The 15,072-nt window shown below is 67.9% G+C and carries 15 protein-coding genes; 9 read left to right on the top strand and 6 right to left on the bottom strand.

Annotated elements, in window-relative coordinates:
• Positions 1-84: 84 nt before the first annotated feature.
• From acnB to ACEN96_RS17920, 6 genes are all read right to left on the bottom strand, one after another.
• Entirely contained in the window at positions 85-2,673 is a 2,589-nt protein-coding gene (gene acnB / locus ACEN96_RS17945; RefSeq protein ID WP_495584434.1) for a bifunctional aconitate hydratase 2/2-methylisocitrate dehydratase, read from the bottom strand.
• A gap of 50 nt (positions 2,674-2,723) precedes the next feature.
• On the bottom strand, positions 2,724-3,167 hold the full coding sequence (locus ACEN96_RS17940; RefSeq protein WP_495584433.1) for a type II toxin-antitoxin system VapC family toxin: 444 nt from the start codon (positions 3,165-3,167) through the stop codon (positions 2,724-2,726).
• A 4-nt stretch (positions 3,168-3,171) separates the two neighbouring features.
• Positions 3,172-3,429, bottom strand: coding sequence for an AbrB/MazE/SpoVT family DNA-binding domain-containing protein (locus ACEN96_RS17935; RefSeq protein WP_495584432.1), 258 nt, complete (start codon positions 3,427-3,429; stop codon positions 3,172-3,174).
• Positions 3,430-3,661: 232 nt separating this feature from the next.
• Positions 3,662-4,216, bottom strand: a complete 555-nt coding sequence (locus ACEN96_RS17930; RefSeq protein WP_495584431.1) for a hypothetical protein — start codon at positions 4,214-4,216, stop codon at positions 3,662-3,664.
• 197 nt (positions 4,217-4,413) lie between these two features.
• Complete coding sequence (locus ACEN96_RS17925; protein WP_495584430.1) at positions 4,414-5,484, bottom strand: HpcH/HpaI aldolase/citrate lyase family protein; 1,071 nt, start codon at positions 5,482-5,484, stop codon at positions 4,414-4,416.
• A gap of 124 nt (positions 5,485-5,608) precedes the next feature.
• On the bottom strand, positions 5,609-6,595 hold the full coding sequence (locus tag ACEN96_RS17920) for a malate dehydrogenase (protein WP_495584429.1): 987 nt from the start codon (positions 6,593-6,595) through the stop codon (positions 5,609-5,611).
• Between the two features lie 275 nt (positions 6,596-6,870).
• On the opposite strand from ACEN96_RS17920, the gene ACEN96_RS17915 reads away from it, so the two are divergent.
• The 9 genes from ACEN96_RS17915 to ACEN96_RS17875 all read left to right on the top strand — a co-directional run bounded on the left by ACEN96_RS17915 (position 6,871) and on the right by ACEN96_RS17875 (position 15,061).
• A complete protein-coding gene (locus ACEN96_RS17915) occupies positions 6,871-7,653 on the top strand; it encodes a GntR family transcriptional regulator (RefSeq protein WP_495584428.1) in 783 nt (260 codons plus the stop codon).
• Between the two features lie 126 nt (positions 7,654-7,779).
• Positions 7,780-8,220 (top strand): succinate dehydrogenase, cytochrome b556 subunit, encoded by a 441-nt coding sequence (sdhC, locus tag ACEN96_RS17910; RefSeq protein ID WP_495584427.1) that lies wholly within the window; start codon positions 7,780-7,782, stop codon positions 8,218-8,220.
• Between the two features lie 58 nt (positions 8,221-8,278).
• Positions 8,279-8,641 (top strand): succinate dehydrogenase, hydrophobic membrane anchor protein, encoded by a 363-nt coding sequence (sdhD, locus tag ACEN96_RS17905; RefSeq protein ID WP_343642743.1) that lies wholly within the window; start codon positions 8,279-8,281, stop codon positions 8,639-8,641.
• A 3-nt stretch (positions 8,642-8,644) separates the two neighbouring features.
• The gene (gene sdhA, locus ACEN96_RS17900; protein WP_495584426.1) at positions 8,645-10,453 is read left to right on the top strand and encodes a succinate dehydrogenase flavoprotein subunit; all 1,809 of its coding nucleotides are present in this window, start codon (positions 8,645-8,647) and stop codon (positions 10,451-10,453) included.
• Positions 10,454-10,472: 19 nt separating this feature from the next.
• Entirely contained in the window at positions 10,473-11,177 is a 705-nt protein-coding gene (locus ACEN96_RS17895) for a succinate dehydrogenase iron-sulfur subunit (RefSeq protein WP_495584425.1), read from the top strand.
• A gap of 34 nt (positions 11,178-11,211) precedes the next feature.
• Positions 11,212-11,493: an FAD assembly factor SdhE gene (locus ACEN96_RS17890; RefSeq protein ID WP_495584424.1), complete on the top strand. Its 282-nt coding sequence runs from the start codon at positions 11,212-11,214 to the stop codon at positions 11,491-11,493.
• A 31-nt stretch (positions 11,494-11,524) separates the two neighbouring features.
• On the top strand, positions 11,525-12,835 hold the full coding sequence (gene gltA, locus ACEN96_RS17885) for a citrate synthase (protein ID WP_495584423.1): 1,311 nt from the start codon (positions 11,525-11,527) through the stop codon (positions 12,833-12,835).
• Positions 12,836-13,046: 211 nt separating this feature from the next.
• Positions 13,047-14,063 carry a LacI family DNA-binding transcriptional regulator gene (locus ACEN96_RS17880; protein WP_495584422.1) on the top strand — a complete coding sequence of 339 codons (1,017 nt, stop codon included), beginning with the start codon at positions 13,047-13,049 and terminating at the stop codon, positions 14,061-14,063.
• Entirely contained in the window at positions 14,060-15,061 is a 1,002-nt protein-coding gene (locus ACEN96_RS17875) for a ribokinase (RefSeq protein WP_495584421.1), read from the top strand. The genes ACEN96_RS17880 and ACEN96_RS17875 overlap by 4 nt, the downstream gene beginning before the upstream one ends.
• The last annotated feature ends 11 nt before the right edge of the window (positions 15,062-15,072 follow it).

Here is a 15,072-nt window from a genome sequence, read left to right as displayed (position 1 = left end):
CCTCCGGGCCCTTTCGCTTTGGAGCAGGGGATTCGAGGTCCTCCGCCGCCTTCAGCCTTCGATCAGGCTTGAATCAGCCGCCGCTCAGGCGACCGACTTCGCCGTCTCAGCGTATTCCTCGATCTGGTCGAAGTTCATGTAGCGGTAGACGCTGGCCTTGTCTGCGTCGATGACGCCCATCTCCTTGAGGTACTCCTCCTTCGTCGGCAGGCGGCCCAGGCGGGACGCGATCGCCGCCAGCTCCGCCGAGCCCAGGAACACATTCGTGTTCTTGCCCAGACGGTTGGGGAAATTGCGCGTCGAGGTCGAGATCACCGTCGCGCCTTCGCGGACCTGCGCCTGGTTGCCCATGCACAGCGAGCAGCCCGGCATCTCGGTGCGCGCACCCGCCGTGCCGAAGGCCGCGTAGTGGCCTTCCTTGATCAGCTCGCTCTGGTCCATCTTGGTCGGCGGCGCCACCCACAGCTTCACCGGGATGTCGCGCTGGCCGCCCAGCAGCTTGGCCGCCGCGCGGAAGTGGCCGATGTTGGTCATGCACGAACCGATGAAGGCCTCGTCGATCTTCGTGCCCGCCACTTCCGACAGCGTCTTCGCATCGTCCGGGTCGTTCGGGCAGCAGACGATCGGCTCGGTGATGTCGGCCAGGTCGATCTCGATCACCGCCGCGTACTCGGCGTCCTTGTCTGCTTCCAGCAGGTTCGGGCTGGCCAGCCAGGCCTCGACCTTCTCGATGCGGCGCTGCAGCGTCTTCGCGTCCGCGTAGCCGTCCGCGATCATGTTCTTCATCAGCACGACGTTGGAGGTCAGGTACTCCTTGATCGGCGCCGGATTCAGCTTGATCGTGCAGCCGGCGGCCGAGCGCTCGGCCGAGGCGTCGGACAGCTCGAAGGCCTGTTCGACCTTCAGGTCGGGCAGTCCCTCGATCTCCAGGATGCGGCCCGAGAAGATGTTCTTCTTGCCGGCCTTGGCCACGGTCAGCAGACCGGCCTTGATCGCGTACAGCGGGATCGCGTGCACCAGGTCGCGCAGCGTCACGCCCGGCTGCATCTCACCCTTGAAGCGCACCAGCACCGATTCCGGCATGTCCAGCGGCATCACGCCGGTCGCGGCGCCGAAGGCCACCAGGCCCGAGCCCGCCGGGAACGAGATGCCGATCGGGAAACGCGTGTGCGAGTCGCCGCCGGTGCCGACGGTGTCGGGCAGCAGCAGGCGGTTGAGCCAGCTGTGGATCACGCCGTCGCCCGGACGCAGGGCCACGCCGCCGCGGTTGGAGATGAAGGCGGGCAGCTCGCGGTGCGTCTTCACGTCCACCGGCTTCGGATAGGCCGCGGTGTGGCAGAAGGACTGCATCACCAGGTCGGCCGAGAAGCCCAGGCAGGCCAGGTCCTTCAGCTCGTCGCGGGTCATCGGGCCGGTCGTGTCCTGGGAGCCGACGGTCGTCATCTTCGGCTCGCAGTAGGTGCCCGGACGCACGCCCTGGCCTTCCGGCAGGCCGACCGCGCGGCCCACCATCTTCTGCGCCAGCGTGAAACCGGCCTTCGATTCGGCCGGCGCCTGCGGCAGGCGGAACTGCGTCGAGGCGGGCAGGCCCAGGAACTCGCGCGCCTTGGCCGTCAGCGAGCGGCCGATGATCAGGTTGATCCGGCCGCCGGCGCGCACTTCGTCGAACAGCACGTCGCTCTTGAGCTGGAACTCGGCCACGGTCTCGCCGTTCTTCACCAGCTTGCCGTCATACGGCAGCACGTCGATGACGTCGCCCATCTCGAGCTTGGACACGTCCACCTCGATCGGCAGCGAGCCCGAGTCTTCCTGCGTGTTGAAGAAGATCGGCGCGATCTTGCCGCCCAGCGTCACGCCGCCGAAGCGCTTGTTGGGGACGAACGGAATGTCCTGGCCGGTGGCCCAGATCACCGAGTTGGTCGCCGACTTGCGCGACGAGCCCGTGCCCACCACGTCGCCGACGTAGGCCACGACGTGGCCCTTCTTCTTCAGGTCCTCGATGAACTGCATCGGGCCGCGCTTGCCGTCCTCTTCCGGCTTGAAAGCCGCGTCGGCGCGCGTGTTCTTCAGCATCGCCAGGTAATGCAGCGGGATGTCCGGCCGGCTCCACGCGTCCGGCGCCGGCGACAGGTCGTCGGTGTTGGTCTCGCCCGGCACCTTGAAGACGGTGACGGTGATCTTCTTCTCGACCTCGGGGCGCGAGGTGAACCACTCGGCATCGGCCCAGCTCTGCATCACTTCCCTGGCCTTGGCGTTGCCCGCCTTGGCCTTGGCGGCGACGTCGTTGAAGTAGTCGAACATCAGCAGGGTCTTCTTCAGGCCCTCGGCCGCGACGCCCGCCACCTCGGCGTCGTCCAGCAGCTCGATCAGCGGATGCACGTTGTAGCCGCCCACCATGGTGCCCAGCAGCTCGGTGGCCTTGGCCTTGGAGATCAGGCCGACCTTCAGGTCGCCGTGCGCGACGGCGGCCAGGAAGCTCGCCTTGACCTTGGCGGCGTCGTCCACGCCCGGCGGCACGCGGTGCGTCAGCAGGTCCACCAGGAAGGCCTCCTCGCCAGCCGGCGGGGCCTTGATGAGCTCGATCAGCTCGGCGACTTGCTTCGCGTCGAGCGGCAGCGGCGGGATGCCGAGCGCGGCGCGTTCGGCTTCGTGTTGGCGATAGGCTTGCAGCATGCGAACTCCAGTGTGGTCTCTGCTTGGGTCGAAAGAGCGGGTCTCGGCGGTCACGGCGCGCTGGGCACGATGACCTTGAGGCCCTTGAAATAGTCTCGGAAGAAGCCCTGGTCCCGGGTGATCAGGCCGTCGCACTGCAGCATCGCGTGCGCGCCCACCAGGAAGTCGGGCATGGCCCGCGTGGCGGCGGCCTCGGGCGCGGAAGCCCCGGAGGGCGCGCCCTTGTCGGCCACGCGCTGCTTGAACTTGCGCTGCATCTCGCCGGCGCGGATCGCCGCGCGCTGGTCGATGGCCAGGAAGCGCAGGCCCATCTCCTCCAGCGCGTCCATCACCTCGGAACCGTGCCCCAGGCCGGCGGTGACCTCGGCCAGCACCACGTCGCACAGCACCACCGGGCCGCTGGACAGCGCCAGGCGCAGCGCGGCCTCGGCCGCGTCGGCGCCGGGCGCGTCGCCCAGGAGGTCGATGAGGACGGAGCTGTCGACGGCGATCATCGTGTCAGGCGTCCGTGGGCTCGTCGAAGGACTGGTCCGGGGTGCGGCCGCGCAGCTCGCGCATGACGTCATCCGTGGAGGTGCCCTCGGGCAGCTTGAAGCGGCCGCGGGCGCGGGAGATGGCGTCGTCGACGTTCTTGCGCAGGATGATGCGCGCGCCGTCGAGCTCCACCTTGAGCGTCGTGCCCTTGGTCAGTCCGAGCGCGTCGCGCACGGCCTTGGGCAGGGTGATCTGACCTCGTTCGGCAACGGTGGCTTCCATGCGGGCTCCTGGCGGTGCTGGGAGATTAGGCGACGCTTCTGGCGAATTCATGACCGGTCCATCGGCATCGGTATGATTCAGAAAGTATGCATGAATTGTACGTACTTTCGGCTCGTGAAAGCCAGTCCCGGCTCGTGAACCCGACCGCGCCGCTGCGGAAAGCGCGGGACTGGAGCGCAGGCGCGCATGAAAAAGCCGCCTCGAGGGCGGCTTCCTGTCGCGCGCGCGGCGCTTACTGGTTGCTCGGGGCGATGCCCAGGCCTTCGCCGGCGGGCGCCGACGAGGCGCGGGCGGCCTCGATGGCGGCGCGCTGCTCGGGATGGATGCAGTCGTCGACCAGGCGCTGGCCGGCCTTGACGTCCAGCAGCATCGACTTGTTGGCGATCTGGACCATCAGCGTGCGGCCCGTGATGTCTTCCAGGCGCAGCGCGCCCGTGGACGACAGCACCGGCTTCATCGTGAGGATGTCCTTCTTGAAGGCCACGTCGATGTAGCCGGCGTGCTTGGCGTTGGGCTGGATGTTGATCGACTGCTTGAACTCGCAGTCGTACTGGCCCAGGTAGGCGCGCTTGGCGGCGGCCAGCTGTTCCTCGTCGGCTTCCGGCAGCGGGGGCGGAGGCGGCGGGGTCTTGGCGACCGGCTTCTTGGCCGTCTTCGCGGGCGTCTTGGCCTTCGCGGCGGCGGGCTTGGCGCCGGCGTTCGGATCGGGTTGGGCGGCGGCGATGCCGGCGGTCAGCGTCAGCGCGGCGGCAGCGGCGCCGGACAGGAGGAGGGCGGTCAGTCGCATTCGGAGTGGGGAGGAGTGGACCTGGGAAACCACCCGCCTGCGCGGGTGGCCGAAAAACGAAACGCCGCGAGGCGGCGATGCGCAATTGTTACCGCAGCCCGGCGGCCCGCTGCGTCGAATTAATGTGTCAATCGGTTGATTCCGACTAGGGGATACACCGGTTGTGCGCGCCGCGGAGGGCGGCGGCCCGCCTCGCGTCAGCGCCGCGTCAGTGCCGCGTGAGGCGGCGGTTCGCGGGTGGATCCGCGCGGCATCAAAGGGGGGGGTGAAGGGCGGGGCGCGAACCAGGCCTGCCCGACTTCCTCGGGCAGCTTCTGCCCCGTGCCGTGCGCGCGCTGCAGCAGGTGCCAGAAGAGCCGGTAGCTGGCGCGGTCGTGCAGCATGTCGCGGTGCTGGATCGGCGCCCACTGCGCCGCCTGCGCGGCCTGCAGGATGTCGATCGCCTCGTCGATCTCGGCGACGCTCGGCGCGAAGGCATCGATGATCGGCTGGATCTGGTTCGGGTGGATGCTCCACATCCGCGTGTAGCCGAAGTCGCGCGCCGCGCGCTCGGCGGCGGACTGGATCGCTCGCTCGCTCTTGAATTCGGTGACCACGCAGTGCGACGGCGTCTTGCCGTGGCCATGCGCGGCGGCGGCGATCTCGAGCTTGGCGCGCTGCACCAGCGGATGCGTGAACTGGCCCTCGACCGTCAGCGCCGAGCGCGGGATCGCGCCGCGATGCGCCGACACGAAGTCCATCAGGCCGAAGGACAGCGACTCGATGCGCGGATGCGCCGCGATCGCCATCACGTCGCGCAGCGCGCCGTGGGTCTCGATCAGCGTGTGCAGCGGCAGCGGCTTGCGGATGCCGTGGCGCTTCAGGGCGTCGTCGATGAAGGCGGCCGCGCGGTGGAGGTCCTCGAGGCCCTCGGGCTTCGGGATCATCAGGTAGGCGAGCTTCTCGCCGCCGCCCGCGATCACGGCCTCGACGTCGGCCTCGAAGGCCGGATGGCTGAGCGGGTGCACGCGCACGCCGACGCGGCCATGCGCGTTCAGCGGGCCATTGAGAAGATGCAGCACCAGCAGCATGTGCTCGGCCTCGCCGCCGACCGGCGCGCCGTCCTCGCAATCGAGCGTGACGTCGAAGACCGGGCCCATCCGCGCCTGCAGCTCCAGGCTCTTGATCATGCGGGCCTCGACGCCGCAGTAATGGTCGACGACCGGCAGGACGACGGGCGCCTGGCCTTCTTCGAACAGGGCGTCGGCGGGATGGAGGGGCGTGCTCATGCGATGACGGCGGAAGGGGAGTGGGGTCTGGAAGGAAGAAGGGCCGGCCTTCTTGCGGAAGGCCGGCCCGTCGAGTGTCGCTCAGCAGGAGCGGCGCGCGGGCCTCAGCGGGCCCTCGCGTGCCTTACAGCAGGTGCTTGACGCCGTTCTGCTCTTCCAGCAGTTCGTTCAGCGTCTTGTTGATGCACTCTTGCGAGAAGGCATCGATCTCCAGGCCCTGGACGATCTTGTACTCGCCGTTCTCGACGGTCACCGGGTAGCCGAACATGACTTCCTTCGGGATGCCGTAGGAGCCGTCCGACGGGATGCCCATCGTGACCCACTTGCCTTGGGTGCCCAGGGCCCAGTCGCGCATGTGGTCGATGGCGGCGTTGGCGGCTGAAGCCGCCGACGACAGGCCGCGGGCGGCGATGATCGCGGCGCCGCGCTTGCCCACGGTCGGCAGGAAGGTGGTGCGGTTCCACTCTTCATCGTTGATCAGCGCCTTGACCGGCTGGCCGTCGATGGTGGCGAAGCGGTAGTCGGCGTACATCGTCGGCGAGTGGTTGCCCCACACGGCCAGCTTCTCGATGCCGGCGACCGGCTTGCCGGTCTTGGCGGCGATCTGCGACGCGGCGCGGTTGTGGTCCAGGCGCAGCATGGCGGTGAAGTTCTTGGCCGGCAGGTCCGGGGCCGACTTCATCGCGATGTAGGCGTTGGTGTTGGCCGGGTTGCCGACCACCAGCACCTTCACGTTGCGCGAGGCCACGGCGTTCAGCGCCTTGCCCTGCACCGTGAAGATCTGGGCGTTGGCGGCCAGCAGGTCCGAACGCTCCATGCCCGGGCCGCGCGGACGCGCGCCGACCAGCAGCGCGTAGTCGGTGTCCTTGAAGGCGGTCATCGGATCGCTGTGGGCCTCGACGCCGGCCAGCAGCGGGAAGGCGCAGTCTTCCAGCTCCATGATCACGCCCTTGAGCGCGTTCTGGGCCTTCTCGTCGGGGATCTCCAGCAGCTGCAGGATGACGGGCTGGTCCTTGCCCAGCATTTCGCCGCTGGCGATGCGGAACAGCAGCGCGTAGCCGATCTGGCCGGCGGCGCCGGTGACGGCGACGCGAACGGGTTTCTTGCTCATCAGAAGTCTCCGAAAAGTGCGAGTGAACGATCTAGGGAACCTAGGAGGCGCAGTCCGCGCCAGCGGCGGCAAGTGTAGGCCAGCACCGTGGCGGCACGGATTGCGAAAGGGTCTTCTTCGCCCATCCGAATGGAGCGCCGCCCCCAATTGCCGGCCGTCCATGGCGCGGAATCGACACTCTTTCGGACACTCTTGTGTCTTATATAAGACTAAATGCCTCGGACTCCCCTCGAAGGATGGACGCTCGCGCGGCGTTTGTGCTCGAATGCCGCCCCATGTCACCCCCCGCCGCCCCGGTCCATCCCGTGACGCCGCTCAACGAGCTGGCGCGCGCGGAGGCTGCGCCGTCGTTCAGTCCGCTCTATCGGCAGATCAAGGGCCTGATCCTCAAGGGCCTGCAGGCCGGCGAGTGGAAGGCGGGCGAGACCATCCCCAGCGAGATGGAGCTGGCCTCCCGCTTCGGAGTGAGCCAGGGCACGGTGCGCAAGGCCATCGACGAGCTCTCGGCCGACAACCTGCTGGTGCGCAAGCAAGGCAAGGGCACCTTCGTCGCCACCCATGCGGAACAGCAGCAGCAATACCGCTTCCTGCGCCTGACGCCCGACGGCGACGCCTCGGCGACGCTGGGCCGCCAGTTGCTGGACTGCAGGCGTCAGCGCGCGCCGGCCTGGATCGCCAGGCTGATGCAACTGCGCGCCGGCGACCCGGTCATCGAGATCCGCCGCCTGCTGCACAGCGGCGGGCATCCGGTCGTGCTCGACGACATCTGGCTGCCGGGCGCGCTGTTCAAGGGCCTGACGACGGAGCGGCTGCTCGAGCACCGCGGTCCGTTCTACGGCCTGCTCGAAACCGAATTCGGCGTGCACATGATCCGCGCGCAGGAAAAGATCCGGGCGGTCGCGGCGGAGGAGGACTCCGCCGCGCTGCTGCAGGTGACGCGAGGCAGTCCGCTGCTGAGCGTGGAGCGGCTCTCCTTCACCTACGGCGACAAGCCGGTGGAGTTGCGCCGCGGTCTCTACAACACCACCCACCACTTCTATCGCAACGACCTGAACTGATGCTTTCATGTTGTGGCGATGACGCTTCCATGGCACGGCATGGAAACGACAAGCGCCCAGGACACCCTTCCGGGGTGTTGCGTTGCAATAAAATCTTCGGGTTTCACACTGATTACAAGGTCGGACATGACGGACGCCAACCAAGCCACCACCAAGAAACGACCGGTCTACACCAACATCCATGTGACGCAGATCGTGTCGTACCGCCTGCCGCCGGCGGGCATCGTCTCGATCCTGCATCGCATCAGCGGCCTGCTGATGTTCTTCCTCCTCCCCTTCGTGATCTGGATGTTCGACACCAGCCTCACGTCGGAGATCTCGTACGAGACCTTCACCGCGGCCTTCGTCTCGGGCATCGGCTTCCTGCCGGGCTGGTTCATCAAGCTGGTCACGCTGGCCCTGATCTGGGGCTACCTCCACCACTTCATCGCCGGCGTGCGCCACCTCTGGATGGACGCGACCCACAGCGTCAGCAAGCAGCAAGGCAAGAGCAGCGCCGTCGTCACGCTGGTGCTGAGCGTCGTGCTGACCATCGCGCTCGGCGCGAAGCTGTTCGGCCTGTATTGATCCGCGCCGCGGACGCGATACCGCCTGATCCCCGATCACTCCCAAGGCAACTTAAAAAATGACAACCTACGGAAGCAAGCGCACCGTCGTCGGTGCGCATTACGGCTTGCGCGACTGGATGGCCCAGCGCGCCACCGCGCTGCTCATGGCGCTGTTCACCCTCGTGCTGCTCGCGCAGGTGCTGCTGACCAGCCAGCCGATCGGCTACGACCTGTGGGCCGGCATCTTCAGCAAGCAGTGGATGAAGTTCCTGACCTTCGCGCTGATCGTGTCCCTGGCGTATCACGCCTGGGTCGGCGTGCGCGACATCTGGATGGATTACGTGAAGCCGGTGGGCGTACGGCTGGCGCTGCATGTGTTCACGCTGGTGTGGTTGACGGGTTGCGCGGGTTGGGCGATCCAAGTGCTCTGGAGGCTGTAAGAAATGCAAATCGGAACCTCGCTGCCCAAGCGCAAATTCGACGTCGTCATCGTGGGAGCCGGCGGCTCCGGCATGCGCGCGTCGCTGCAGCTGTCGCTCGCCGGCCTGAACGTGGCCGTCCTGTCCAAGGTCTTCCCGACCCGCTCGCACACCGTGGCCGCCCAGGGCGGCATCGGCGCCAGCCTGGGCAACATGTCGGAAGACAACTGGCACTACCACTTCTACGACACCGTGAAGGGCTCGGACTGGCTGGGCGACCAGGACGCCATCGAGTTCATGTGCCGTGAAGCGCCCAAGGTCGTGTACGAGCTCGAGCACTTCGGCATGCCGTTCGACCGCAACCCGGACGGCACGATCTACCAGCGTCCGTTCGGCGGCCACACCGCCAACTACGGCGAGAAGCCCGTGCAGCGCGCATGCGCTGCCGCCGACCGCACCGGCCACGCGCTGCTGCACACGCTGTACCAGCAGAACGTCAAGGCCCGCACCAACTTCTTCGTCGAGTGGATGGCGCTGGACCTGATCCGCGACGCCGATGGCGACTGCGTCGGCGTGACCGCCCTCGAAATGGAGACGGGCGAGATCCACATCCTCGAGGCCAAGACCGTGCTGCTGGCCACCGGCGGCGCGGGCCGCATCTTCGCGGCCTCGACCAACGCCTTCATCAACACCGGCGACGGCCTGGGCATGGCGGCGCGCGCCGACATCCCGCTGCAGGACATGGAGTTCTGGCAGTTCCACCCCACTGGCGTGGCCGGCGCCGGCGTGCTGCTGACCGAAGGCTGCCGCGGCGAGGGCGCGATCCTGCGCAACGCCAACGGCGAGCGTTTCATGGAGCGCTACGCCCCGACGCTGAAGGACCTGGCGCCGCGCGACTTCGTCTCGCGCTGCATGGACCAGGAGATCAAGGAAGGTCGCGGCTGCGGTCCCAACAAGGACTACGTCGTGCTGGACATGACCCACCTGGGCGGCGACACGATCGCCAGGCGCCTGCCCTCGGTGCTCGAGATCGGCCACAACTTCGCCAACGTCGACATCACGAAGGAACCGATCCCCGTCGTGCCGACCATCCATTACCAGATGGGTGGCATCCCGACCAACGTCCACGGCCAGGTCGTCGTCCAGAAGGGCGAGGAGCACCGCAGCGTGGTCAACGGCCTGTACGCGGTGGGCGAGTGCTCCTGCGTGTCGGTGCACGGCGCCAACCGCCTGGGCACCAATTCGCTGCTGGACCTGCTGGTCTTCGGCCGCGCCGCGGGCAACCACATCGTCGATGCCCACAGGAACGCGGGCAAGTCGCACAAGCCGCTGCCCAAGGACGCCGCCGAGCAGACGCTGGCGCGCCTGAACCGCCTGGAGTCCAACACCGGCGGCGAGTACGCCCAGGGCGTGGCCGACGACCTGCGCGCCGCGATGCAGTCGCACGCCGGCGTGTTCCGCACCAGCAAGCTGCTGGACGAGGGCGTCACCGCCGTCGCCGCGATCCGCGAGCGGGTCCGCAACATCACGCTCAAGGACAAGTCCAAGGTCTTCAACACCGCGCGTGTCGAGGCCCTGGAGGTGGACAACCTGATCGAGGCCGCGCAGGCCACGATCGTGTCCGCCGCCGCGCGCAAGGAATGCCGCGGCGCCCACACGGTGAACGACTTCGAGCGCGGCGCGGACGATGCGGAATTCCCGCTGGGCCGCAACGACAAGGAGTGGATGAAGCACACGCTGTGGCATTCCAAGACCAACAGCCTGACCTACAAGCCGGTCAACCTCCAACCGTTGACCGTCGAGAGCGTCCCGCCGAAGGTCCGTACCTTCTGAGCGCCGCAGGAGCATTCAAATGATCAAGCGCACCTTCAAGATCTACCGCTACGACCCGGACAAGGACGCCAAGCCCTACATGCAGACCATCGAGCTGGAGCTCGCCGGCAATGAACGCATGCTGCTGGACGCCCTGCTCAAGCTCAAGGCGGTGGACCCGTCGCTGTCGTTCCGCCGCTCGTGCCGCGAAGGCGTGTGCGGCTCCGACGCGATGAACATCAACGGCAAGAACGGCCTGGCCTGCCTGACCAACCTGCGCTCGCTGCCGGACGTCATCATCCTCAAGCCGCTGCCGGGCCTGCCCGTCGTCCGCGACCTGATCGTGGACATGACGCAGTTCTTCAAGCAATACAACTCGATCCGTCCGTTCCTGGTGAACGAGGAAGCGCCGCCCGAGAAGGAGCGCCTGCAGTCGCCCGAGGAGCGCGAGGAGCTCAACGGCCTGTACGAGTGCATCCTGTGCGCGAGCTGCTCGACGAGCTGCCCCAGCTTCTGGTGGAACCCCGACAAGTTCGTCGGTCCCGCCGGCCTGCTGCAGGCCTATCGCTTCATCGCCGACAGCCGCGACCAGGCCACCGCGGAGCGACTGGACAACCTCGAGGATCCGTACCGCCTGTTCCGCTGCCACACCATCATGAACTGCGTCGACGTCTGCCCCAAGGGTCTCAACCCGACCAAGGCGATCGGCAAGATCAAGGAACTGATGGTGCGTCGCGCCGTCTGAGTTCGACGAAGCCAAGCCCCCAGCGCGCACACGCATGAACGCCGCCGCCACGAACACCCTCATCGACGAGAGGGATCTCTCCAAACTGAAATGGCGTTGCCGCCGTGGTCTGCTGGAGAATGACCTTTTCATCGAGCGGTTCTTCCGGCGGCACGAAGGCGGGCTCACCGAGTTCCACGCGGAAGGCCTGCGGCAGTTGATGGACCTGTCGGACAACGACCTGCTCGATCTGCTGCTGGCCCGCAAGGAGCCGGCCGACGACCTCGACCGGCCCGACGTGCATGCGGTGCTCGCGATGCTGCGGACCCCTCAGTAAACAAGAACCCCCGAAGTCATAAGGAATGCCCATGACCCCGTCTGACGTCAAAGCCACCCTGTCGTTCTCCGACGGCAGCCCGCAAATGGATCTGCCCCTGTACAAGGGCACCATCGGTCCGGATGTGATCGACATCCGCAAGCTTTACGCCCAGACCGGCAAGTTCACCTACGACCCGGGCTTCCTGTCTACCGCCTCGTGCAACTCGACCATCACCTACATCGATGGCGACAAGGGCGAGCTGCTGTACCGCGGCTATCCGATCGAGCAGCTGGCGGTGAACTGCGACTACCTCGAGACCTGCTACCTGCTGCTCTACGGGGAACTGCCGACCCCGTCGCAGAAGGAGGAGTTCGTCAGCCGCGTGACCAACCACACGATGGTCAACGAGCAGATGCAGTTCTTCCTGCGCGGCTTCCGCCGCGACGCGCATCCGATGGCCGTGATGACGGGCCTGGTGGGCGCGCTGTCGGCCTTCTATCACGACAGCACCGACATCAATAACCCCGAGCACCGCGAGATCGCCGCGATCCGCCTGATCGCGAAGATGCCGACGCTGGTGGCGATGGCCTACAAGTACACGATCGGCCAGCCCTACATCTATCCGAAGAACGACCTCTCGTACGCCGGCAACTTCATGCGCATGATGTTCGCCACGCCCTGCGAGGAGTACAAGCCCAACGACGTGCTGGTGCGCGCGATGGACCGCATCTTCACGCTGCACGCGGACCACGAGCAGAACGCCTCGACCTCGACGGTGCGCCTGTGCGGCTCGTCGGGCACCAACCCGTTCGCCGCGATCGCGGCCGGCGTGGCCTGCCTGTGGGGCCCGGCGCACGGCGGCGCCAACGAAGCCGCGCTGAACATGCTGGAGGACATCCAGAAGAACGGCGGCGTGGCCAAGATCGGTGACTTCATCAAGCAGGTCAAGGACAAGAACAGCGGCGTCAAGCTGATGGGCTTCGGCCACCGCGTCTACAAGAACTACGACCCGCGCGCCAAGCTGATGCGCGAGACCTGCCACGAAGTCCTGAACGAGCTGGGCCTGCACAACGACCCGATGTTCAAGCTGGCGATGGAGCTGGAGAAGATCGCGCTGGAAGACGAGTACTTCGTCGCCCGCAAGCTGTACCCGAACGTCGACTTCTACTCGGGCATCGTGCAGCGCGCCATCGGCATCCCGGTGCCGCTGTTCACGGCCATCTTCGCGCTGGCCCGCACGGTCGGCTGGATCGCCCAGCTCAACGAGATGATCGGCGACCCCGAGTACAAGATCGGCCGTCCGCGTCAGCTGTTCGTCGGCGCCACCAAGCGCGACGTCAAGCCGATCGCCCAGCGCTGATCGCGTGGAGGTCGAACCGGTCCGCGGACCGGTCCCGACACAGCAAGCCCCTGCGCCGCGGCCCAGGGGCTTTTTTCATGCGCGGGCCTGACGTCATGTCATGCGCAGGGCTCACCCCAGTCCGTCCGCGTCAAGCTTGGGGTATGCTCTGCAAACGTTTGCAATTGACCGAACCACCAAGTTTGGCACGACCTGGGGACCGAATCTACCGATGAGCACCATCAAGGATGTGGCCGCGCTGGCGGGGGTGTCCTTCACCACGGTGTCGCACGTGTTGAACAACACGCGGCCGGTGAGCGCGGAGGCCCGCGCGCGGGTGCTGGCGGCGGTGGAGGAGATCGGCTACCTGCCCAGCGCGGTGGCGCGCTCGCTGCGGCGCAGCGAGACCAAGATCGTCGGCGTGCTGGTGCCCAACGTCCGCAATCCCTTCTTCGCGGAACTGGTGGTGGGCGCGGAGGAGTGGTGCCGGCAGGCCGGCTACTCGGTCTTCCTGTGCAACTCCGACAACGATCCCAAGCACCAGCAGTCCTACCTGCGCACGCTGCTGGAGAAGCGCATCGACGGCCTGCTGCTGAGCTCCGCCGGCGACACCGAGGCGCTGGCCAGCACCTTCCGCCACGCGAGCGTGCCGGTGGTGACGGTGGACCGCCTCGTGCCGGGCGCGCGCGCGGACCGCGTCAGCGTCAACAACCAGCTCGGCGCCTTCGAGGTCGTGCGCCACCTGCTCGAACTGGGCCATCGCCGCATCGGCTGCGTCAGCGGTCCCGCCGAATTCGAGGTCACCACCGAGCGCGTCGCCGGCTGGCGCAACGCGCTGCAGCAGCGCGGCCTGGAGGCGCGGCCCGAGTGGCTGGCCGAGAGCGACTTCAGCACCGCCGGCGGCTACGAGGCCGTCAAGGCGCTGCTGCGCCGCCAGCCCGAGCTGACCGCCGTCTTCACCTGCAACGACCTGATGGGCATGGGCGCGCTGCGCGCCGCCGCCGAGCTCGGCCTGACCGTGCCGCGCCAGCTCTCGGTCGTGGGCTTCGACGCGATCGAGCTCGGCAGCTATGTCTATCCCGCGCTGACCAGCGTGGGCTGCTCGATCCGCGACCTCGGCCGGGAGGCCGGCCGCGCGCTGATCGAGCGCATCGAGAATCCCCAGGCGCCCTACAAGGACCTGCAACTCGTGCCGCAGGTCGTGCTGCGCGAGAGCACCGCGGCGCCGTCGTCTCCGGAGCATTCATGACCTCAGCAAAGGCTGCGGCCACCGTGGTGGTGGTGGGCAGCGTCAACATGGACCTCGTGGCCCACGCCGCGCGCCTGCCCGCGCCGGGCGAGACCCTGATCGGCGAAGCCTTCGCCGGCACGCCCGGCGGCAAGGGCGGCAACCAGGCGGTGGCCGCGGCGCGGCTGGGCGCCGAAGTGGCGCTGATCGGCCGCATCGGCATGCGCCAGCATGGCCAGGACCTGCTGAAGGCCTTGGAGGCCGAGCGCGTCCACACCGCCGCCGTGCGCCGTGACGACGCGGCCTGGCCCGGCGTGGCCGTGATCATGGTGGCGAGCGAGGGCGGCGAGAACGCGATCGTCGTCGTGCCCGGCAGCAACGCGGACCTGGACGGCGCGGACGTCGAGCAGGGCGGGGCGCTGCTGCGCCAGGCGCGCGTCGTCGTCGGCCAGCTGGAGGTGCCGGTGCCGGCCATCCAGCGCGCCTTCGAGATCGCCCGCGAGGCCGGCGTCACCACCGTGCTGAACGCCGCGCCGGCGCAGGAACTGCCCGCCGCGCTGCTGGCGCTGAGCGACTGGCTGGTCGTCAACGAGACCGAGGCGCTGCAGCTGTCGCGCGCGGTGTCGCTGCCCGGCGATGCCGATGGCCTCATGATCGCCCGCGCCACCGCCGCGCACCTGCGCACGCTGGGCCCGCGCCATGTGCTGGTCACGCTGGGCGGCGCCGGCGCCTGGCTGCTGTGCGACGCGCATCCGGACGGCCTGCACCTGGGCGCCTCGCGCGTCGAGGCGGTCGACACCGTCGGCGCCGGCGACACGCTGGTGGGCGGCCTGGCCGTCGGGCTGGCCGAGGGCCTCTCGCCCGCGCGGGCCGCGGCGCTGGGCCAGTCGGCCGCCGCGCTGGCGGTCAGCCGCGCCGGCGTGCAGCAGGCGATGCCGCACCGCTCGGAGCTGCCGGAATTGCCCGACCTCGCCACGCTGGTCGCGAACGCGGCACACTCGGCCCTCGGCAACCCCTGACCCTGGAGCGC

It is taken from the genome of Roseateles sp. Mitsp63, from assembly GCF_059491535.1.
The sequence above is the reverse complement of the archived record's forward strand: the minus strand, read 5'-3'. Positions and strand labels throughout refer to the sequence as shown.

Bases quoted from the DNA above. Each gene is read 5' to 3' on its own strand.
- ACEN96_RS17920 (WP_495584429.1), bottom strand. From the start codon at position 6,595: ATGAGCAAGAAACCCGTTCGCGTCGCCGTCACCGGCGCCGCCGGCCAG.
- acnB (WP_495584434.1), bottom strand. From the start codon at position 2,673: ATGCTGCAAGCCTATCGCCAACACGAAGCCGAACGCGCCGCGCTCGGC.
- ACEN96_RS17890 (WP_495584424.1), top strand. From the start codon at position 11,212: ATGAACGCCGCCGCCACGAACACCCTCATCGACGAGAGGGATCTCTCC.
- ACEN96_RS17940 (WP_495584433.1), bottom strand. From the start codon at position 3,167: ATGATCGCCGTCGACAGCTCCGTCCTCATCGACCTCCTGGGCGACGCG.
- ACEN96_RS17880 (WP_495584422.1), top strand. From the start codon at position 13,047: ATGAGCACCATCAAGGATGTGGCCGCGCTGGCGGGGGTGTCCTTCACC.
- sdhD (WP_343642743.1), top strand. From the start codon at position 8,279: ATGACAACCTACGGAAGCAAGCGCACCGTCGTCGGTGCGCATTACGGC.
- sdhA (WP_495584426.1), top strand. From the start codon at position 8,645: ATGCAAATCGGAACCTCGCTGCCCAAGCGCAAATTCGACGTCGTCATC.
- ACEN96_RS17925 (WP_495584430.1), bottom strand. From the start codon at position 5,484: ATGAGCACGCCCCTCCATCCCGCCGACGCCCTGTTCGAAGAAGGCCAG.
- sdhC (WP_495584427.1), top strand. From the start codon at position 7,780: ATGACGGACGCCAACCAAGCCACCACCAAGAAACGACCGGTCTACACC.
- gltA (WP_495584423.1), top strand. From the start codon at position 11,525: ATGACCCCGTCTGACGTCAAAGCCACCCTGTCGTTCTCCGACGGCAGC.
- ACEN96_RS17915 (WP_495584428.1), top strand. From the start codon at position 6,871: ATGTCACCCCCCGCCGCCCCGGTCCATCCCGTGACGCCGCTCAACGAG.
- ACEN96_RS17875 (WP_495584421.1), top strand. From the start codon at position 14,060: ATGACCTCAGCAAAGGCTGCGGCCACCGTGGTGGTGGTGGGCAGCGTC.
- ACEN96_RS17935 (WP_495584432.1), bottom strand. From the start codon at position 3,429: ATGGAAGCCACCGTTGCCGAACGAGGTCAGATCACCCTGCCCAAGGCC.
- ACEN96_RS17895 (WP_495584425.1), top strand. From the start codon at position 10,473: ATGATCAAGCGCACCTTCAAGATCTACCGCTACGACCCGGACAAGGAC.
- ACEN96_RS17930 (WP_495584431.1), bottom strand. From the start codon at position 4,216: ATGCGACTGACCGCCCTCCTCCTGTCCGGCGCCGCTGCCGCCGCGCTG.